Origin of the sequence: Aeromonas sp. QDB17 (genome assembly GCF_027705305.1) — a bacterium.
Classification (GTDB): Bacteria; Pseudomonadota; Gammaproteobacteria; order Enterobacterales; family Aeromonadaceae; genus Aeromonas; species Aeromonas caviae.
On record NZ_JAPDBP010000002.1, the window covers coordinates 280465 to 297301 of the forward strand.

Consider the following 16837-nt stretch of genomic DNA (forward strand, 5'->3'; position numbering starts at 1 on the left):
TATTGATTGTGCTTGGCCACGTTGTCATGCGTCGGGCGCACCCATCCCCAGAGGGCTGTCGAGCAGGGTCAGGGTCAGCCTGACACCAAAGCCGGTTACCTCGCTGCCCACCACGCCATTGCCCCCCTTGTTGCGAAAACCACTCAGGTCGAGGTGCAACCAGGGAAGCTCGGCGGGCACGAAGCGCGTGAGAAAACGGGCGGCATCGATGTGATCCGGGGAGGCGCCCGGCGCGCACTGTAACAGATCGGCCCACTCGCTATCGAGGTTGTCATCGTAATCCTCGTCCAGGGGGAAGGGCCAGACTCGCTCCCCGCTCTGCTGGCCCAGCGCTATCAGCGTGGTGAGCCACTCGGGGCGGTTGGTGAAGGCGCCGCTGTAACGGCTGCCGAGCGCCCGTTTGCAGGCGCCGGTCAGGGTGGCGTAGTCGATCAGCAAGTCGGGCTTGTCCCCGGCCGCCAGGGTCAGGGCATCCGCCAGCACCATGCGCCCCTCGGCGTCGGTGTCCACCACTTCGATGGTGGTGCCGTTCAGCGCGGTCACCACCTCACCGGGCCGGAAGGCCTGCGGGCCGATGTGGTTCTCGGCGATGGCGAGCCAGCAGTGCACCTCAACGGGGAGTTTCGCCCGGCTGATGGCCAGCAGCGTGCCAAGGGCCACCGCGCTGCCCCCCATGTCTAGGTGCATGCCATACATGCTGCCACCGACTTTCAGGTTGTAGCCACCGGAGTCGTGGCAGATCCCCTTGCCCACCAGCGCGACGCGGCGCAGCGGGTTGGCCGGACAGTAACTGAGCCTGACGATGGCGGCCTGACCGTCCGCCGAACCACGGGCCACCGCCAGGAAGGCGCCAGCCCCCATCCGTGCCAGGGTCGTCTTATCAAACTCCTGCCACTGCCACCCCTCCTGCTGCGCCAGCTCCCGGGCATAGGCCCGGTAATGACGGGCATTGAGCTCGGACGCTGGCAGCACTGCCAGGTGGCGAGCCAGACCGTTGCCTTCGGTTTCTGCGCTCAGGCGGGCCATGTCCAGTTCGCAAGGGGGGGAAAGTTGCAACTGCTGATAACCCGGTCTTGTCGCCTCACTCCGTTTCTGGGTCGGCAGGGTCACATCCGCGGCGAGCAGGCAGGCGAGCACCACCCTTGCCAGTTGCGCGCGATGCTCATCGTCAAAGCCCTCCAGATGGAGCGCCAGGTGCGTCGCCTTGAGGCCCGCCAGCGAGCCCACCCAGCTGCGCACCTGCTTGTAGAGCCGATGATCCAGGGCCGGGCGGGCATCCATGAAGATCACCCGTTGCAGCCCCTGACTGTCGTCAAGGGAATAGGGGGCCTTCTGACCCAGGGCTATCTGGGTTGCCACGGCGGCAAAGGGAGGCGTCGCCAGCAGGGTATCGCGCGCTGAGTCGGCAATGAGCAGGAGTTTGACGGCAGCCGGCCCTGCCATTACTTCGGCGAGGGAGGTGCTCTGCATCGTGATTTGGGGAGAAGAATAGCTAAAAGGGGTCATCACAGGGTGCGGCCTCATCCATGAACAGAAAGCAGGATGATACCGAACAAATGGCGAGAGGGATCGGAAAAACACACATTATTGTGTGTAAGCAACAAATGCTGGAGGGAATCAGAGAGGTAATGCAGAAGAAAAGCAGTCAGAAGTTGGTTGCGGGGGCCGGATTTGAACCGACGACCTTCGGGTTATGAGCCCGACGAGCTACCGAGCTGCTCCACCCCGCGTCCGAATTGTAGCGAGCGGGGGCCGGATTTGAACCGACGACCTTCGGGTTATGAGCCCGACGAGCTACCGAGCTGCTCCACCCCGCGTCCGAGGTCGCCCATAATAGGCGCCAACGCTGAGATTGCAAGTAAATATCCTAAAAAAAGTTTATTCGGGGATTAAACCATCACATACTGCGCTCTTTTGCAACAAATCGCAGTTTTTTCAGGCAGCTAGCGATCTCTCGCCCCTCAGGCCCCTCCCCGCGCTCCCCCCGACTTGCCCCTCTTTGCCATAAAAAAAGCCCGCACAACAGGGTGCGGGCGGGAGGATGCGCCGGGATCAGGCGAGCTGGTGCAACACGCTGGTCGCCGCAATCTGGGCGATGATGAGGCCGCACAGGGTCACGGAGACCACCACGGGGGCCGTCTCCTGCTGACGGTAGATGGGGCTGAACCAGAGCAGCAGGGCTGCGACCAGCAGGCCAGCCTGGGTCACTACCCCGGGGATCAGCGGGTCGAGCCCTGCGCTGCTCCCCTGCCAACCCACCAGCACCGCCAGCCAGATAAGACTCAGGATGGCGGAGACGAGCCCCGCCAGGGGCAGCAGCAGATTGAAGGCTTGCAGGCGGTGGCGGGCACGCAGCAGCATCAGGTGGGCAAAGGCCGACCCCAGCAGCACCATCTGCAGCAGGCCGCCGAGCCAGCCCTGGATCTGCATCAGACCCAGCCCGTAGAGGGCGAGCGGCATGGTGGGCAACCACAGCAGGGTGGCGGGGATGGCGCGCTTGCCCTCCAGGCGAGACTGAAGCAGGGAGAGCACGATACCGAGCACCAGGGCGGCCCCCCCGCTCCAGATGAGCCAGCCCGCAACCTTGGCCTCCACCGCCAGCATCAGAGAGAGCCCGGTGATCACCCAGACCGAGAAGAGCTGGGTAGTGATCCGCGAGCGCTGGCCCGGGCAGAGATCCCCGCGCCACAGGACGAGCCCCACGGCGATCAGGGCCCCCAGGGCCATCAGACCGGTCAGGGGAAAGAGCCAAAAAGGAAGTTGGACGAACATAGGGTCTCCGGCAGCAGTCCGGGTGCGGGTGCACCCGTCACAGGGTAAGGAAGGACAAGAGGCAGGGAGTATATCCAAACTCCCCCCGTCTTCCCAACGTCGCCGGTCAGCTTTGTCCCCGGGCAAGGGCGACCACCCGGGCAAACATCTGCTTGAGCACAGGGGGAATGTGCTCGCTGCCGAGGCGCTCCGCCTCCTCCACCACCGCCAGGGCCATGCCTGGCTTGCTGCGATGGTGGATCGCCTTGGCGATGATGCGCCCGGCGTTGAGGGTGGAGCGCCCCCCGACCCCCGCCTCGCGCCGGAACACCCCCTCGAACCCGTTCTGGTAGAGGTAGTGCTCTATGTCTGCCGCCGGCAACTGGGTCAGCCGATCCCGCTCGCGCTCCCCCTTGAGCAGGGAGCGGGCGGAGCTCGCATACTTGGCACCCGCCTCGTCACCGTCGGTGAGCAGGTGCCACTCTATGCCAAAGTCCCGGGCCACCTTGATGAGGGGGGCCTGGCCGCACTGGGCGAACTCGATGATGCGCACCCCTTCCGCCCGCAGGCTGTAGCCGCAGATCTGGGCCAGCTCCGAGAGCAGCCAGATCTCGGTCTCCCCTTCCACCAGCAACCAGCAGCGGGCAAACATCGACATGGGCCTGTTGATGCGCACATGGAAGGCAATCTTGCGCAGATCGTCGCTGCTGTAGCGCTCCCCTCCCAACTGATGGCAGAGGATGTCCTGCTGGCGGCGCACCAGACGGCGCACCTGATTGAGAGGCAAGGAGGAGAGCAGGTCCCCCGAGTTGGTGGTGAGCAGCTTCTGGCCGGGCAACTGCTCCAGCAGACCCCAGGCCAGGGCCAGCATGGTGGGATGCAGGCGGCTCTCTGGGTCTTCCAGCATCAATATGGGTCTGGCCCCCTCCTCCAGCTCCCGGTTGCCCCGGGCGTGGAGCAGCATGGCCGCCATACCCGCCATGGCCAGTTGCAGCGCCCGGTTATCCGCATTGCGCAGCAGCACCTGCAGGTTGCCGGGATTGCGCAGGGTCATGGGGCGATTGACGATATCCCGCTGGCTGCGAGGCTTGTGCTTGATGGGCGCCAGGGCGCTGAAGTAGTGCTCCATCAACTGCTGCACCGCCTGCAGCGCCTCCTTGAGTTCTGGCTCGCCGATGCGCTGGGGCTCGTCGGTGAGCTTGCCGGCCAGCTCGTCCAGCCGCTGCTCGCACAGATCCCCCCAGGGCAGCCGCTCGATGCCCTCCCGGGCGGTACGGGCATCCCGCAGCCTGAACACCGGGTTCATGGTGATGAGCAGACGCACCAGCGCCTCGTTGTTGTCGATGGCCAGGCTCTTGCCGATGCCGTCGAGAAAGTCGTGGGTGGTGAGCACGCTGCCATCGTCCTGCAACTCGGCACTGGCACGATAATGCACCCGGTGGAACTTGTCCTTGTGGGGGATCCAGGCCGCACCGAGGCGGGCCAGACGGCGGGAGTGCTGGCACATCTGGGGACGATACTCGCTGAAGGTGAGCACCAGTTGCAGCGTGCGCGAGGGTTCGAGCTCGGGATCTTCGGGCCGGTGAAAATCATCCTGACCAAATTGATAGGGCTCGGCATCCCCCAGCAGGCACCAGAGGGCCCGCAGCAGGCTGGATTTGCCCCAGGCGTTTTCGCCGATGAGCACAGTGGTGTTGTCCAGCCCGAGGGAGAGGCGATTTATTCCGCGAAAACCTTTGACTTCAATGCGTTCCAGAAACATGCGGCCATATCCAGTCCATCCTGATGGCGCAATAGTGGCAAAGTTGCCGGAAAAATCCTATCGGGTTACGGCGTTTTCAGCGGGAACTGTGAGGAACGAGCGGTTCGGGCGGCGTCGGCTGGGTGGCGCGATAGAGGGGGGCATTCCAGTGGTTGAACCAGAGATGGCGAGTACGGGTCTGACGTTTGCGATGATTCAATGGGCATTCCTTTCAATGGACAAGGGACAGAGGGTACACCTCTTTTGCCCAGAGTCTCAGGGTTATCTGTGACAGGAGAATGACAACTGGGCTCGCCACTGGCCCGGGCTCAGGCCGAACGCCTCCCGAAAGCGGTTGCCAAAATGGGCCTGGGAGGAGAAGCCGCACTGGGCGGCGATGCTGGCCAGAGGCTCGCTTCCCGCCAGCAACTGCTTGGCCCGCTTGAGCCGCAGCCCGAGCAGGTAGCGGTGAGGCGGACAGCCCAGGCTCTGCCCGAACATCCGGGCGAAGTGGTATTCGCTCAGACCCGCCTCCCGGGCCAGCTCTCCCAGAGTGACCGACTCGGCCAGGTGAGCCTGCAGATACTCCTGTACCCGGCGCACCACGGCGGGTGCCAGGCCGCCGCGCACCTCCGGCAGCGCCGGGGCCTCGCGGGTGTGATGGCGATAGGCGTGCAGCATCAGCATCCAGGCACCGTGGGAGAGCGCCATGCGATCGATGCCGTGCTGCCAGTCCAGCTTCATCAATTGCCCCTGCACCAGGGCCGCCGCCTGGGGATCGTCGATGAAGGTCTTGTCTTCCAGTTGCAGATGACGCCCCTCCTTGTCACACGCCTGCTCGGCGATACGGGTGAAGTGGGCGGGGGTGAAGTAGAGGTGGAAGAAGCGAAACTCCTCGCGCACCAGCCACTCGGATCTGTGGTGATCCGGCATGATGCACACCTTGCCCGCACCGCCATGGCCACCGGGGCCGTCCAGCCGCTCGGTCTGCTCGCCCCCCTGCAGGTAGACGCTGATGGTGTGGTTGCCCGGCTTGTGGTAGCGGGTCTGATCGTAGCGGTTGCACCAGCTCGCCACCCCGAGCCCGGGCTCCAGCCAGCAGGAGTCCTCCAGCCTGGCACCTGTGCTCACCAGGGCATCAAAGACCCCTGCCTGTCTTGTCTGCTGCATGGCATGCTGCACGCTTGCGTCCCTCTCTGGCACTTGCCGCCCCTTTCCTGTCGCCATCTTATCGCGCCTCATGGTCAAAGGCTGCGCCTCCGTTGAAAAAACCGCAAGATGGTGCAAGCCGGCCCCCCGCCTCACGGTTCATGCTGATCACATCATCTTCTCTTGATGGGATCACACCATGAATCTGATGCTCTATGTTTCCACCGTCCTCATCTGGGGCAGCACCTGGATTGCCATCGCCTGGCAGCTCGGCCCCATCCCCATCGAGGTCTCGGTGCTCTATCGTTTCGCCCTGGCGGCCCTGGCCCTGTTCGCCCTGCTCACGGTGAGCGGCAAGTTTCCGCGCCTGCCCTGGGCGGGCCAGCGTTATGCAGCCCTGCTCGGCGCGTTGCTATTTTCCACCAACTTCCTCTGTTTCTACCACGCCACCCTCTATATCCCGAGCGGCCTGTCGGCGGTGATTTTCGCCAGCGCCAGCATCTTCAACGGCCTCAATCTCTGGCTGTTCGAGGGTAAACGACCGGGCCTGCGCTGGCTGCAAGGATCGTTGCTGGGGCTGCTTGGCACCCTGCTGCTCTTCTGGCCGGTGCTGGCGGATGCGCAACTGGGTGCAAACGGCTGGAAGGGCTTGCTCTTTGCATGCGCCGGCACTCTCTGCTTCTCCCTGGGCAACCTGGTCTCCGCCCGGGGACAGCGCCAGGGCTATCACGTATTGCAGATGGTACCCTGGGGTATGGTCTACGGCGTGGCGCTGCTGCTGGGCTGGGTCACGGTACTCGGTCAGTCACTCACCCTGCCCACCGACCCGCGCTACCTCGCCGCCATGGTCTATCTGGCCATCTTCGGCTCCGTCATCGCCTTCACCGCCTACCTCACCCTGGTGGGGCGCATCGGTGCCAGCAAGGCGGCCTACGCCACCGTGCTCTTCCCCCTGGTGGCCCTCACCCTTTCCACCTTCTATGAAGGCTTTGTCTGGCAGACGGTCTCCATCGTCGGCGTGGTGGTGAGCCTCATCGGCAACCTGGTGATCTTCGCGCCCCCCGTCAAGGCATGGCGCTGGCCGCTATCAAGGGCCGCAAACGGTACTTGCCCCTGATGCCACCAGCCCCTAAGGTAACCGCGTCCAACACACGAGGAGGGAGGACGCATGTTACTGGAAGGGCTGGAGACACTCTGCCTGCTGGCAAGCGAGGGCACCATGGCCAAGGTTGCAAGCCGCCTCTATATCAGTCAGTCGGCGGTCAGCAAGCGCATCGCCCAGCTGGAGCAGCGCCTTGGCAAGAAGCTCATCGAGCCGGATGGCCGTCATATCCGCCTCACTCCCCAGGCCCGTGAGCTGCTCGCCCGGGTAGCCCCGAGCCTCGCCGAAATGAAGGGGGTGCTGGCGGACAGCCAGATCCTCACGGATCAGACCCCTCTGTCCATCGCCTGCTCCGAAACCCTGCTGGCGGGCTACCTCGCCCGCTTCATGCACGCCTACCTTGAACGGGATCCCCACATTGCCCTCTCTACCCACCACACCCCGGTCATTCTGGCCCGGGTGCGCGGCGGGGATGCCCTGCTCGGGATCTGCGCCGGTCGCCTGCCGCCGGGCCATGGGCTGTGTGCCGAACGGCTGCTGGAGGAGCCCTTCTATCTGGTGGGGGACACTCTGGATGAGGCGGCGCAGCCGGATCACCAGAGCGCCTTGCAAGAAACTGTGACCAGCAAGCAACTGGCTGAAGGCGACGTGAGTAAGGGGGTGCAGGGCAAGGTGCGCAAGATCCTGACCATGGATCTGGAGAACCCCTCCAACCGCTATCTGCGCGAGCCCCTGGCCGCCCTCGGGCTTATCCCCGCCATGGAGCTCGATTCCTACCTGGCGCTGATCGAGCTGGCCAAGGCAGGCATTGGCCCCGTGCTCCTGCCCGCCGGCCTGCTGGCGCTGGTGGGTGAGCAGGGGACACAGGCACGCCCCCTGCCGGGACTGGGCCGCCCGCTCCACCTGGTCTATCGGCCAAACAGCCTCAAGCGCGATCGCATTGCCCGCCTGGTGCAGGCGCTGCAAGCCCATTTCCGGCAACTATCGGCACAGGGCTGAAACGCAAGAGGGCCCGATCTGCGATCGGGCCCTCGTCATGGCGGGTACCGGCTCAGCCCAGCCAGGCAAAAAGCTCGGGGTACTGGCTCCACACCAGCTTGGCGGACATCACCAGGGAGACGGTCACCAGCAGCGGCTTGATGAGCTTCACCCCTTTCTTGAGCACCAGCTTGGAGCCCATGCGCGCCCCGATGAACTGCCCCAGCGCCATGCACAGCCCCACGCTCCACACCACCTTGCCCCCCAGGGTGAAGAAGAGCAGGGAAGCGATGTTGGAGGTGAAGTTGAGCAGCTTGGTGTGGGCAGTGGCCCGCGCCATGCCAAAGCCCGCCAGGGCCACGAAACCGATGGCAAAAAACGACCCCGTGCCCGGCCCGAAGAAGCCGTCATAAAAGCCCACGCCCCCGCCCACCAGCAAGGCGAACGCCATGGGGGTGAGGCGGCGCTGGCTCTCCGCATCGCTCACCCTGGGGGAGAAGTAGAAATAGCAGGCAAACGCCATCAGCAGGAAGGGGAGCAGCCGCTCCAGGATGGCGGCATCGATGGTCTGCACCGCCAGGGTGCCGATGGCCGCCCCGATGAAGGTGCAGATGACAGCCGGCCAGATGATGGCCCACTCAAGGAGCCCCTTGCGAGCATAGAACCAGGTGGCGGAGAAGGAACCGAAACTGCTCTGCAACTTGTTGGTGCCAAGCACCAGGGCCGGCGGCATGCCGGTGGCCAGCAGGGCCGGCACCGTCAAGAGTCCCCCGCCCCCGGCGATGGCATCGATAAAGCCGGCGATGAGGGCCACCCCGAACAGGGCGACCAGGGTGAGCAGTTCCAGTTCCATCCATAGACCTCGTGTGATTGGCGGCGCCCGGCATGGCCTGGAGCCTGAAGGAGTCAACAGGTCGCTATCCTAGCGAGGGCGGGCTCATGAAGCCAACGAAACAATGGCAGCCAACTAATTCCTTATTTTCATTAATCAGCGTGCGAGAGGGCCTGTGCTTTGATAGCCGCCACCCACTGCAACAGGGGCGCTTCATCCTCACCGGGCGCACGGCTTACCCGGCCAGCCATGTAGCGGCTGCTGATGAGGATTAATCCAGAGCGCGGCTCTGGGCTTTGATGGCCTCCAGCCCCTCCAGCAGGGGCGCTTCATCCGCACCGGGCGCACGGCTTACCCGGCCAGCCATGTAGCGGCTGCTGATGAGGATTAATCCAGAGCGCGGCTCTGGCCCTTGATGGCCTCCAGCCCCTGTAGCAGGGGCGCTTCATCCTCGCCGGGCGCACGGCTCACCCGGCCAGCCATGTAGCGGCTGCTGATGAGGATTAATCCAGAGAGCGGTTCTGGCCCTTGATGGCCTCCAGCCCCTCCAGCAGGGGCGCTTCATCCTCGCCGGGCGCACGGCTCACTCGACCAGCCATGTAGCGGCTGCTGAAGAGATTGAACCAGAGCTGCAGCGCCTGTCCCGCCCGCAGCTCCCCGGCCACTTCCAGCACGCAGGCGGCCACCTCGGCAGTGCACAGGTGCTCGTCGCTGTGGGCGACGCGCATGCCGTAGGTAGAGAGCGCATCCGGCTTGATGGCGAGCACCGGGAAGCCGTCCAGATAGGGACTCTTGTTGAACATCTTGCGCGCCTCGGGCCAGGTGCCGTCCAGCAGGATGAACAGCGGCTTCTTGCCGGGGGCCAGTACCACCTCGCCGGTCAGACGGTCGGGCACTTTCTCGCAGGCGGGAAAGACCACGTAGGGCTGCCAGGCGGGATCTGCCAGCAGGGCCAGCAGCTCGGGATGGGGTTCGGTACGCGACCAGAGAAAGGCCCAGGTGGAGTCCGGCAGCACGTCGGCGATGAGCCGCCCGGTGTTGGAGGGCTTCATGGGCTCGCTGTCATACATCATGAGGCAGAAACCGGCCTCGGCCTTGAGCGCCGGGCGCCAGTCGCAGGCACACCAGTCGTGGCGCAGCTGGCAGGCATCGCAGCGTGGCACGCTGCCGCCACGGGCAAGAAAGGGTCGGGTCGAGACGCTCTTGCGCCAGATGCGCAGGCGGTTGACGGCGTGATCGGGGATGGGCTTCATGGAACGCGGCTCTGACGGTGCCTGTGGCGGGACAAAAGGGGGCTGATTGTAACGGTGCGCCCTCCTGGCGGCAAGGCTTGCCGGGCGGCGCCCAGCCCCCTTCCCTCCAGCGTTCTGCCCGCCTCTCCCCCATGAAAAAAGGGGCCCTGAGGCCCCTACTCACCATCCGTTGCAACCGGGTCTGGCGATGTCAGACCGCCTTTCGCAGAATCTGCTCCAGATAGTGCGCGAAGCTGTGGCCGTGGTGCTCCAGCAGTTTCGGGAACATGGAGATGGAGGTCATGCCTGGGAAGGTGTTGATCTCGTTGAGCAAAATCTCCCCCTCTTCGGTCAGGAAGAAGTCGATGCGCGACAGATGGGTCAGCTTGAGCTGACGGAACGCCTTGAGCGCGTACTCGTGGATGGCATCGGCCTGGGCCTGTGTCAGCCCCTCGGCCTTGAGCGCGGTCTCGGTGTGACTGGCGCTGCTGTACTTCTCTTCATAGGTGTAGAACTTGTCCTGGGGTACGCAGATCTCCCCCGGATAGGTGGCCACCAGCTCGTCACCATACTGGTAGACCGCCACTTCCAGCTCGCGGGGCTTGACCGCTTTTTCGATCAATACCTGCTCGGAGTAACCGAAGGCATCGGCAATGCCCTTCACTAGGTCTGCCTCGTTGCTGGCGGAGTAGCAACCCACGGAAGAGCCCTGGGAGGCCGCCTTGATGAAGACCTTGCCCCACTTGGCCAGCGCCGCTTTCGCCTCGGTCAGGCTCGCCTCGCCTTGCTCGGTCAGGAACAGGTAGGGGGTATTGGGGATGCCGATGGCGGTGAGCCACAGCTTGGTGGTGATCTTGTTGAAGCACACCTTGCTCGCCTCGGCGTCACAACCCAGATAAGGCAGGCCGGCCAGCTCGAGGAAGGATTGCAGATCGCCGGTCTCACCGGGATAACCGTGGATGCAGGGCACCACGTAGTCCACCGGACGGGCCACGCTGTCGAACGAGAGCAGCTTGTCCAGCCCCAGCTTGCACTCGCGACCGTCGGCGGAGAGCCAGCGGTCGGCAAACATCTCGACCCGGGTCACTTCGATACCGGGCAGGAGCCCGAGCTGTTTTTCGAGGAAATTGGCGCTGCGCAGCGAGACTTCGTGCTCGGAGCCGCCACCGCCGCACAGCAGCAAGACATGCATGTTCTTCATTAGATGTGATCCCTTGGGAGAAGCGGCTTCGTCATCACCATGTCAAACCCAACCGCATGAAAACCGGACGAAGCCAGAAACGAACATAAGTGCGGGCAGTGTAGCAAGGGAGGGGAAGCCTTGTCAGCCGATGGGGCGCACCTCCCCCTGCCCGGGCAGATAAAAGTCTCTTCCTGTGTCAGAAACAGGATGAAATGCGCTCAGCGGGGGGGATCGACCCGCCCGGCGCCATTGCCGTTGACCCGAAACCAGCCGGCAATGCTGTAGCGCTCCCGACTTGCGGGCAGCACCTCGTGGGGAAACTCTTCAGACAGGAAGAGCACCAGCCGCCCGCCCCGGGGGGAGACATCCATCAGAAACTGCTCGCTGTCGTCATAGACCCGCAATATTCCCCCCGCCTCTGGCTGCCAGTCGTTGTTCAGGTAGAACACCGAGGTGAGCCGGCGGTTGGATCGCCCGGCGAAGGCGTCGCGATGGGTGGCGTAGAAGTCTCCCTGACGGTAGCGGGCAAAGTGGGCCTCGTAGTCGAACAGCCCCAACATCAGGCTGCGATTGGCGGCCAGACGCAGGGACTCCATCCGGGCCAGATAGTCGGCCACCGGCGCGCCGAGGGAGGCGTCGAGCCAGTGGATCTGATCCCGACGGATATCGCGGTTGTCCTGATGCAGGGTCTCACGCCCGATCCCCGCCGGTCGCCACTCGTCCGGCAGGCAGGCCTTGAGGGCATCCACCTCGGCGGCGGTTAAAAAATCATCCACTATCACCCAACCCCGGGTGTAGATGGCATCCATGACGGCTTGATAGTCCAAGATAGGCTCGCAGCGAGGGGAGAGAGTGCGCTTTGTAGCGACTTCGGACCATCGGCACAAACCGGATTGCTTCTCTTGAGAAGTCCCGCCATCAATAGGAGTCTGGGGGGCACAGACGCCCTCCCCCTTGCTCCCCGGCCCTCGGCCCGTTAACGTGCAAGGATTGTCCCCCGGGCGCCTTGTCGCCCCTCTTGCATCAGGAGAAACCATGCCCCTGCCCCTCATCCCCCTGCAACGACTCGATGGCACGGCCTGGTCCACCGCCGATCTGCAGGGCCGTGTCGTGCTGGTGGTCAACGTGGCAAGCCGCTGCGGTTTTACCCCCCAATACACCGGGCTTGAGGCCCTCTATCGCCAGTTCGGCCCCCAAGGCTTCGAGATCCTGGGCTTCCCCTGCGATCAATTCGGCCATCAGGAGCCGGGCGATGCCGAGGAGATCGCCCGCTTCTGCTCTCTCGACTACCCGGTCAGCTTCCCCCTGATGGCCAAGTGCGAGGTCAACGGCGCCGGTACCCACCCCCTCTATCGCTGGCTCAAGGAGCAAAAGCCCGGACTCCTTGGCAGCGAGGCCATCAAGTGGAACTTCACCAAGTTCCTGATTGACCGTGAAGGCCGGGTGGTGGACCGCTTCGCCCCCCAGACCAGGCCGGAGGATCTGGTGCAGGCCATCGAGGGACTGCTCTGACGGGCGTGCGCCGCTCGCGACACGGCTGCTGCGCGTACGCCTCGCATCTGCTATATTACGCGCCCACTGTCTCTTGTGCGGTCGCTTTGCCGGGCTCAGGCCCAGCCTCGATGGCGACCCACCCTATTTTCCATGTCGTGACGGACCAAGGCTGCCGTCACCCGTTGAGCCCAAGGCTCGGAGTGTCCCTCGAACATGTCATTCAATGAACTGGGTCTGTCACCGCACATCCTGCGGGCCGTCAAGGAGCTGGGTTACGAACAACCCACCCCCATCCAGCAGCAAGCCATTCCCGCCATCCTGGCCGGGCAGGACGTGCTGGGCGGCGCCCAGACAGGCACGGGCAAGACGGCCGGTTTCACCCTGCCCATGCTTCATCGACTGCTGGCCAACCACGGCCGTGGCGGTCGTCGCCAGGTGCGAGCCCTGGTGCTGACCCCGACCCGGGAGCTGGCCGCCCAGGTGGGTGAGAGCATCATCAAATATGCCCACCACCTGCCGTTTCGTACCCTGATCGCCTATGGCGGCGTCAGCATCAAGCCAAACCTGGACGCCATCAAGCTCGGGGTCGACATTCTGGTCGCCACCCCGGGCCGCCTGCTGGATCTGCTGACCCAGGGTGCCCTGACCCTGAGCGCCCTCGAGGTACTGGTGCTGGATGAAGCGGACAGAATGCTCGACATGGGGTTCATCACCGACATTCGCCGCATCATGAAGGCCCTGCCGGAGGAGCGTCAGACCCTGCTCTTCTCCGCCACCTTCTCCAATGACATCAAGGCGCTGGCGGACGATCTGCTCAAGGATCCCACCCTCATCGAGGTGGATCCCAGCAACACCGCCGCAGAGCAGGTAAGCCAGCGCATCATCCAGGTCGATCGGGAACGCCGCCGGGAGATGCTCTCCCACATGATTGGCCGTGGCAACTGGCAGCGGGTGCTGGTGTTCGTGCGCACCAAACAGATTGCCGACAGGCTCGCCCAGCAAATGCAGAAAGATGGCCTGGATACGGTCGCCATCCACGGTGACAAGAGCCAGGGGGCCCGCAACCGGGCGCTGGCGGATTTCCGTGAAGGCAAGGTGCGGGTGCTGGTTGCCACCGATATCGCCGCACGGGGTCTGGACATCGATCAGCTGCCCCACGTGATCAACTTCGAGCTGCCCCAGATGGCGGAGGATTACATCCACCGCATCGGCCGCACCGGCCGTGCCGGGCGCGGCGGCGAGGCCATCTCCCTGGTGAGCCAGGACGAGCTGGGTCAGCTCAAGGAGATCGAGGCGCTGATCGGCCAATCCCTGACCGTGGAGATCCTGGAAGGGTACGAGCCGAGCGGCAAGCCGAGCCGTCAAACCCTGCCGGGCAGCAAGCCGGTGCAAAACCCGCCCCGCGCCCGTGGCGCCGCCAATACCAAGGGTGGCAACGGCAAAACAACCGCAGGAAAGAGCAAGGCGAAGAGCGATGGCGGCAAGAAGCCAGCCCCAGCCCGCAAGCGGGAAGTGGTGGGCGAGGACATCGGTTTCGCCCCCATGCGCCGTCTGCCCAAGGCCCAGCGGGGCGACTATCAGGACAACTCCAACGAGGAGTGAGACGGTGCGAGCCCTGCGTCCTGAACAACAAAAAACCGCCCGAGGGCGGTTTTTTCATGCGCCAGCCCCGGCAGACAGGGACAGATGCAGCAGGGGATAAGGTTTGCCCTGCCCGTCCAGTGCCGAGCGGCCCACCACCTCGAAACCCAGGTGGCGATAAAAACCGAGGGCCGGTTCATTTTGCTCGTTGACGTCCACCCGGGTCGCCCCCAGGCGGTGGATGGCATCGGCGACCAGCAGGCGGCCCACTCCGCCCCCCTGCCTGCCGGGGTCGACGAAGAGCATCTCGATATTGCCCTCGTGTACCCCGCAAAAGCCGGCGATCTCCTGCCCGTCACGGGCGCAGGTGAGGGTCACCGCCTCGAAGTAGTGAGCCAGGATGAGCTCGCGCAGGATCGCTATCTCCTCCTTTGGCAAAAAATGGTGGGTGGCGCGCACCGACGCCTCCCAGAGGACGATCAGGGCCTGATAATCCCCGCCCACAGCCTGTTCCAGTCTCATATTCCGTTCACTCGATGGTGGGAAACCTACCCGGCCGCCATGGCCTGCTTGATGACAAACCCCTTCTCGATGCCCGCCTTGAAGCCCAGCTTCTCATAGAGGCGGTGGGCTTCATCGCGCCCCTCCCCCGAGAGCAGCATTACCTTGTAGCAACCCAGCCCCCAGGCCAGGGAGAGCGCCTCTTCAAGCACCTTCTGGCTCAGCCCCTGGCGCCGGAACGCTGCGGCCGTTACCACGTGCTCTATGATGCCAAAGGGCCTGCCACCGTTGGTCAGAGTCGGGATCACCCCGAGCTGGCAGGTGGCGGCGAGCTCGCCACCCACCTCTGCCACGATGATCCGCACCTCGGGCCTGGCCAGCAGGCTCGCGAGCGTCTCCCTCGCCATGGCGGGCGTCATCACGGGATCCCGGGGTCTGAGCTCGGCGTAAAGGCTGAGCAAGCCCGCCAGATCCTGCTCCCTGCACTCTCTGATCACCACCATGACACACCTCCTGATCTGCCACTCTCCTCCGGCTGGTCATGTCATGACGCCAGCATGGGGTGTGCGCAGGCATAAAGAAAATGAGGATGCCTCCCCTGGTTGGGAAGGCATCGGGTTCAGCGGGTCTTGACCGCCTGGAGCAGGACAGAGACGTCGGCGCCAACGCGGCGGGTCGCGATCGCTTCGCGAATATCGCGCTCGCTGTAGCGACTGGCGGGGTAGACCACCACGCAGGCGGTGTCACCGGGAGCGAGGAAGTGGGTCTCGCCAAAGGGGGTGTAGCGGGTGGCGCCAATGCTGATGAGTGCATGGGCCGGGCATCCCGCCTGGGCCAGCAGCCCCTGGATATGCTCGGCCGGGCCTTCGTCCTGCTGATGGTTGAACTTGTCGATGGCCCACGCCAGCAACTGACCGTGGAAATAACTGTAATCCACCGCCGCGCTGTCGATCCCGTAGGGATGCAGCTCACCGTCCCGCTCCAGGTAGCAGGCGATGCGGTAGTCATCGAGCTCGCATCCTGCGGCAAAGTGGGTCAGGGGCAGCAGGTTCGCGGCCAGCCCCTTGCTCTCTTCACCCCAGTTCTTCTTCTCGCTGATCTTGTTGGCGTTGGGACGACGGATGGAGCAGTCGTTGTAGGCGCCAAACGCCTTGGGATGGATGGCCACCACCTGCTCCCCCGTGTACTCCAGCTCGCACCACAGTGCCACCTCGGGTTCAATCTGCACCTTTTCGTCCCCGCTCACCGCCGCCTCCGGCAGGAAGATGGCCTCGCCGCTCAGGGGAAAGACCCCGAGCTGGCCGGGATGGTTCGGCACATAGAAGGGGAACAGCGCCTTGGGGGCGACCTTGTCGTCAACCTTGACGGCGACGAAATCCGCCGCCTCCCCTGCCTGCTCCAGGTGACCGGCGAAGTTGCCCGCCACGCCCAGTCCGATAAAGGGGGTCTGTGAGGTGATCTGCATCTGTGGCTCCACTGGCGCGGCCGGGGCCGCCGCCTCGTTGTCGTTGTTCAGGGCGGCAATACCGCCAAAGAGGGAGCTTATTAGAGCACAGCCCCCGTACGGCGCCCAGCCACCGGGCCACAAGCTGTGCACCAGGGCGGATTTTCCCTCACCATCTGGTCATAAAGTCGGCAGTCGATGCGAAGCTGTGATCCCGATGCTTGGGAGAGCCCGGCACTTTTGCTAGGCTGCCCTATTCATTTGCCGTTCGGGAGCCGTCGCAAGGCCATGACCACCCACTTTCAGGGGCGCTTCGAGGTGGAGTTCAAATACCGCCTGACGGACAGCGCCGCCTTTGTGCATACCCTCACGGCCCTCGGCCCCGAGGTGATGGTGGCGGACAATCATGAGCAGGACTGCTACTTCGACACGGCAGACGGCGCCCTGGCTCGGGCAGAGAAGAGCCTGATCATCCGCACCATGGCCCCCAGCGGCATCCGGCTCTGGATAGTCAAAGGGCCCGGACCCGATCGCTGCGAGGCGGTCAACATCACCGACGCCGACAAGGCCGCCAGCATGGTGCGCACCCTGGGCTACCAGCCGGTGCTGACCATCGACAAGCGGCGCAGCATCTATTTTCTGGGGGCCTTCCACGTCACGGTGGATCACCTGGCAGGTGTCGGTGATTTTGCCGAACTCGCCATCATGACTGACGACGAGGCCGCCCTGCCCGCCTACCGCGCGCAGTTGCTGGCACTGGCTAGCCAGCTGGGACTGGCGCCCGAAATGCGGGAAACCCGCTCCTATCGCACCCTGTGCGAGCAGCGAGCCCCCCTTTGACAAGCGGCA

17 protein-coding genes, 2 tRNA genes and 3 pseudogenes are annotated in these 16837 nt (G+C 64.4%); 5 read left to right on the forward strand and 17 right to left on the reverse strand.

The genetic code is table 11. The annotated features are described in order from the left end of the window. Nucleotides 1–24 precede the first annotated feature (24 nt). From OKC41_RS03050 to OKC41_RS03080, 7 genes are all read right to left on the reverse strand, one after another. Entirely contained in the window at nt 25–1509 is a 1485-nt protein-coding gene (locus OKC41_RS03050) for a leucyl aminopeptidase family protein (RefSeq protein ID WP_201893881.1), read from the reverse strand. A 144-nt stretch (nt 1510–1653) separates the two neighbouring features. After that, nucleotides 1654–1730 (reverse strand) — tRNA-Met (locus OKC41_RS03055). 13 nt (nt 1731–1743) lie between these two features. Next, a tRNA-Met gene (locus OKC41_RS03060) sits at nt 1744–1817 on the reverse strand. A gap of 235 nt (nt 1818–2052) precedes the next feature. Continuing rightward, nucleotides 2053–2772, reverse strand: a complete 720-nt coding sequence (locus OKC41_RS03065) for a hypothetical protein (protein WP_201893862.1) — start codon at nt 2770–2772, stop codon at nt 2053–2055. Between the two features lie 106 nt (nt 2773–2878). Beyond that, entirely contained in the window at nt 2879–4513 is a 1635-nt protein-coding gene (locus OKC41_RS03070; protein ID WP_039038583.1) for an ATP-dependent endonuclease, read from the reverse strand. Nucleotides 4514–4589: 76 nt separating this feature from the next. Further along, entirely contained in the window at nt 4590–4712 is a 123-nt protein-coding gene (locus tag OKC41_RS03075) for a hypothetical protein (RefSeq protein WP_256094327.1), read from the reverse strand. Between the two features lie 62 nt (nt 4713–4774). Continuing rightward, complete coding sequence (locus OKC41_RS03080) at nt 4775–5662, reverse strand: helix-turn-helix domain-containing protein (protein WP_042878017.1); 888 nt, start codon at nt 5660–5662, stop codon at nt 4775–4777. Nucleotides 5663–5840: 178 nt separating this feature from the next. Between OKC41_RS03080 and OKC41_RS03085 the strand changes: the two genes are divergently transcribed. Together OKC41_RS03085 and OKC41_RS03090 are read left to right on the forward strand one after the other, a co-directional pair. Beyond that, the gene (locus tag OKC41_RS03085; RefSeq protein ID WP_041215090.1) at nt 5841–6758 is read left to right on the forward strand and encodes a DMT family transporter; all 918 of its coding nucleotides are present in this window, start codon (nt 5841–5843) and stop codon (nt 6756–6758) included. 51 nt (nt 6759–6809) lie between these two features. After that, entirely contained in the window at nt 6810–7742 is a 933-nt protein-coding gene (locus OKC41_RS03090; RefSeq protein ID WP_201893861.1) for a LysR family transcriptional regulator, read from the forward strand. Nucleotides 7743–7794: 52 nt separating this feature from the next. Here OKC41_RS03090 and OKC41_RS03095 read toward each other — a convergent pair whose 3' ends face one another. The 7 genes and pseudogenes from OKC41_RS03095 to OKC41_RS03125 form a co-directional block, all read right to left on the reverse strand. After that, entirely contained in the window at nt 7795–8574 is a 780-nt protein-coding gene (locus tag OKC41_RS03095; RefSeq protein ID WP_010674863.1) for a TSUP family transporter, read from the reverse strand. A 131-nt stretch (nt 8575–8705) separates the two neighbouring features. Next, a pseudogene (locus OKC41_RS03100) lies at nt 8706–8822 on the reverse strand (DTW domain-containing protein); the annotation flags it as partial. A gap of 2 nt (nt 8823–8824) precedes the next feature. After that, nucleotides 8825–8938: pseudogene (locus tag OKC41_RS03105) on the reverse strand (DTW domain-containing protein); the annotation flags it as partial. Between the two features lie 2 nt (nt 8939–8940). After that, nucleotides 8941–9054 (reverse strand): annotated as a pseudogene (locus OKC41_RS03110) (DTW domain-containing protein); the annotation flags it as partial. A 2-nt stretch (nt 9055–9056) separates the two neighbouring features. Further along, entirely contained in the window at nt 9057–9806 is a 750-nt protein-coding gene (locus OKC41_RS03115; protein ID WP_270671744.1) for a DTW domain-containing protein, read from the reverse strand. A 190-nt stretch (nt 9807–9996) separates the two neighbouring features. Continuing rightward, on the reverse strand, nt 9997–10986 hold the full coding sequence (locus tag OKC41_RS03120) for a D-alanine--D-alanine ligase (protein ID WP_041215087.1): 990 nt from the start codon (nt 10984–10986) through the stop codon (nt 9997–9999). Nucleotides 10987–11186: 200 nt separating this feature from the next. Further along, the gene (locus OKC41_RS03125) at nt 11187–11795 is read right to left on the reverse strand and encodes a 2OG-Fe(II) oxygenase (protein WP_041211488.1); all 609 of its coding nucleotides are present in this window, start codon (nt 11793–11795) and stop codon (nt 11187–11189) included. Between the two features lie 208 nt (nt 11796–12003). Between OKC41_RS03125 and OKC41_RS03130 the strand changes: the two genes are divergently transcribed. Further along, nucleotides 12004–12480 (forward strand): glutathione peroxidase, encoded by a 477-nt coding sequence (locus OKC41_RS03130; protein ID WP_048207793.1) that lies wholly within the window; start codon nt 12004–12006, stop codon nt 12478–12480. Between the two features lie 195 nt (nt 12481–12675). Next, nucleotides 12676–14064 (forward strand): DEAD/DEAH box helicase, encoded by a 1389-nt coding sequence (locus OKC41_RS03135; protein WP_041215085.1) that lies wholly within the window; start codon nt 12676–12678, stop codon nt 14062–14064. A gap of 54 nt (nt 14065–14118) precedes the next feature. Here the strand turns inward: OKC41_RS03135 and OKC41_RS03140 are convergent, their stop codons facing one another. The 3 genes from OKC41_RS03140 to OKC41_RS03150 form a co-directional block, all read right to left on the reverse strand. Continuing rightward, a complete protein-coding gene (locus OKC41_RS03140) occupies nt 14119–14565 on the reverse strand; it encodes a GNAT family N-acetyltransferase (RefSeq protein ID WP_201893859.1) in 447 nt (148 codons plus the stop codon). Between the two features lie 26 nt (nt 14566–14591). Beyond that, nucleotides 14592–15047 carry a GNAT family N-acetyltransferase gene (locus OKC41_RS03145; protein ID WP_201893858.1) on the reverse strand — a complete coding sequence of 152 codons (456 nt, stop codon included), beginning with the start codon at nt 15045–15047 and terminating at the stop codon, nt 14592–14594. Nucleotides 15048–15163: 116 nt separating this feature from the next. Further along, on the reverse strand, nt 15164–16009 hold the full coding sequence (locus OKC41_RS03150; RefSeq protein ID WP_201893857.1) for a DUF5718 family protein: 846 nt from the start codon (nt 16007–16009) through the stop codon (nt 15164–15166). A gap of 267 nt (nt 16010–16276) precedes the next feature. Here OKC41_RS03150 and cyaB point away from each other — a divergent pair, with 267 nt between their 5' ends. Further along, nucleotides 16277–16828, forward strand: a complete 552-nt coding sequence (gene cyaB, locus OKC41_RS03155) for a class IV adenylate cyclase (RefSeq protein ID WP_113070197.1) — start codon at nt 16277–16279, stop codon at nt 16826–16828. The last annotated feature ends 9 nt before the right edge of the window (nt 16829–16837 follow it).

Coding starts and splice junctions, on each gene's coding strand:
- OKC41_RS03135 (WP_041215085.1), top strand. CDS start 12,676: ATGTCATTCAATGAACTGGGTCTGTCACCGCACATCCTGCGGGCCGTC.
- OKC41_RS03140 (WP_201893859.1), bottom strand. CDS start 14,565: ATGAGACTGGAACAGGCTGTGGGCGGGGATTATCAGGCCCTGATCGTC.
- OKC41_RS03095 (WP_010674863.1), bottom strand. CDS start 8,574: ATGGAACTGGAACTGCTCACCCTGGTCGCCCTGTTCGGGGTGGCCCTC.
- OKC41_RS03115 (WP_270671744.1), bottom strand. CDS start 9,806: ATGAAGCCCATCCCCGATCACGCCGTCAACCGCCTGCGCATCTGGCGC.
- OKC41_RS03145 (WP_201893858.1), bottom strand. CDS start 15,047: ATGGTGGTGATCAGAGAGTGCAGGGAGCAGGATCTGGCGGGCTTGCTC.
- OKC41_RS03085 (WP_041215090.1), top strand. CDS start 5,841: ATGAATCTGATGCTCTATGTTTCCACCGTCCTCATCTGGGGCAGCACC.
- OKC41_RS03130 (WP_048207793.1), top strand. CDS start 12,004: ATGCCCCTGCCCCTCATCCCCCTGCAACGACTCGATGGCACGGCCTGG.
- OKC41_RS03120 (WP_041215087.1), bottom strand. CDS start 10,986: ATGAAGAACATGCATGTCTTGCTGCTGTGCGGCGGTGGCGGCTCCGAG.
- OKC41_RS03090 (WP_201893861.1), top strand. CDS start 6,810: ATGTTACTGGAAGGGCTGGAGACACTCTGCCTGCTGGCAAGCGAGGGC.
- OKC41_RS03150 (WP_201893857.1), bottom strand. CDS start 16,009: ATGCAGATCACCTCACAGACCCCCTTTATCGGACTGGGCGTGGCGGGC.
- cyaB (WP_113070197.1), top strand. CDS start 16,277: ATGACCACCCACTTTCAGGGGCGCTTCGAGGTGGAGTTCAAATACCGC.
- OKC41_RS03080 (WP_042878017.1), bottom strand. CDS start 5,662: ATGCAGCAGACAAGACAGGCAGGGGTCTTTGATGCCCTGGTGAGCACA.
- OKC41_RS03070 (WP_039038583.1), bottom strand. CDS start 4,513: ATGTTTCTGGAACGCATTGAAGTCAAAGGTTTTCGCGGAATAAATCGC.
- OKC41_RS03065 (WP_201893862.1), bottom strand. CDS start 2,772: ATGTTCGTCCAACTTCCTTTTTGGCTCTTTCCCCTGACCGGTCTGATG.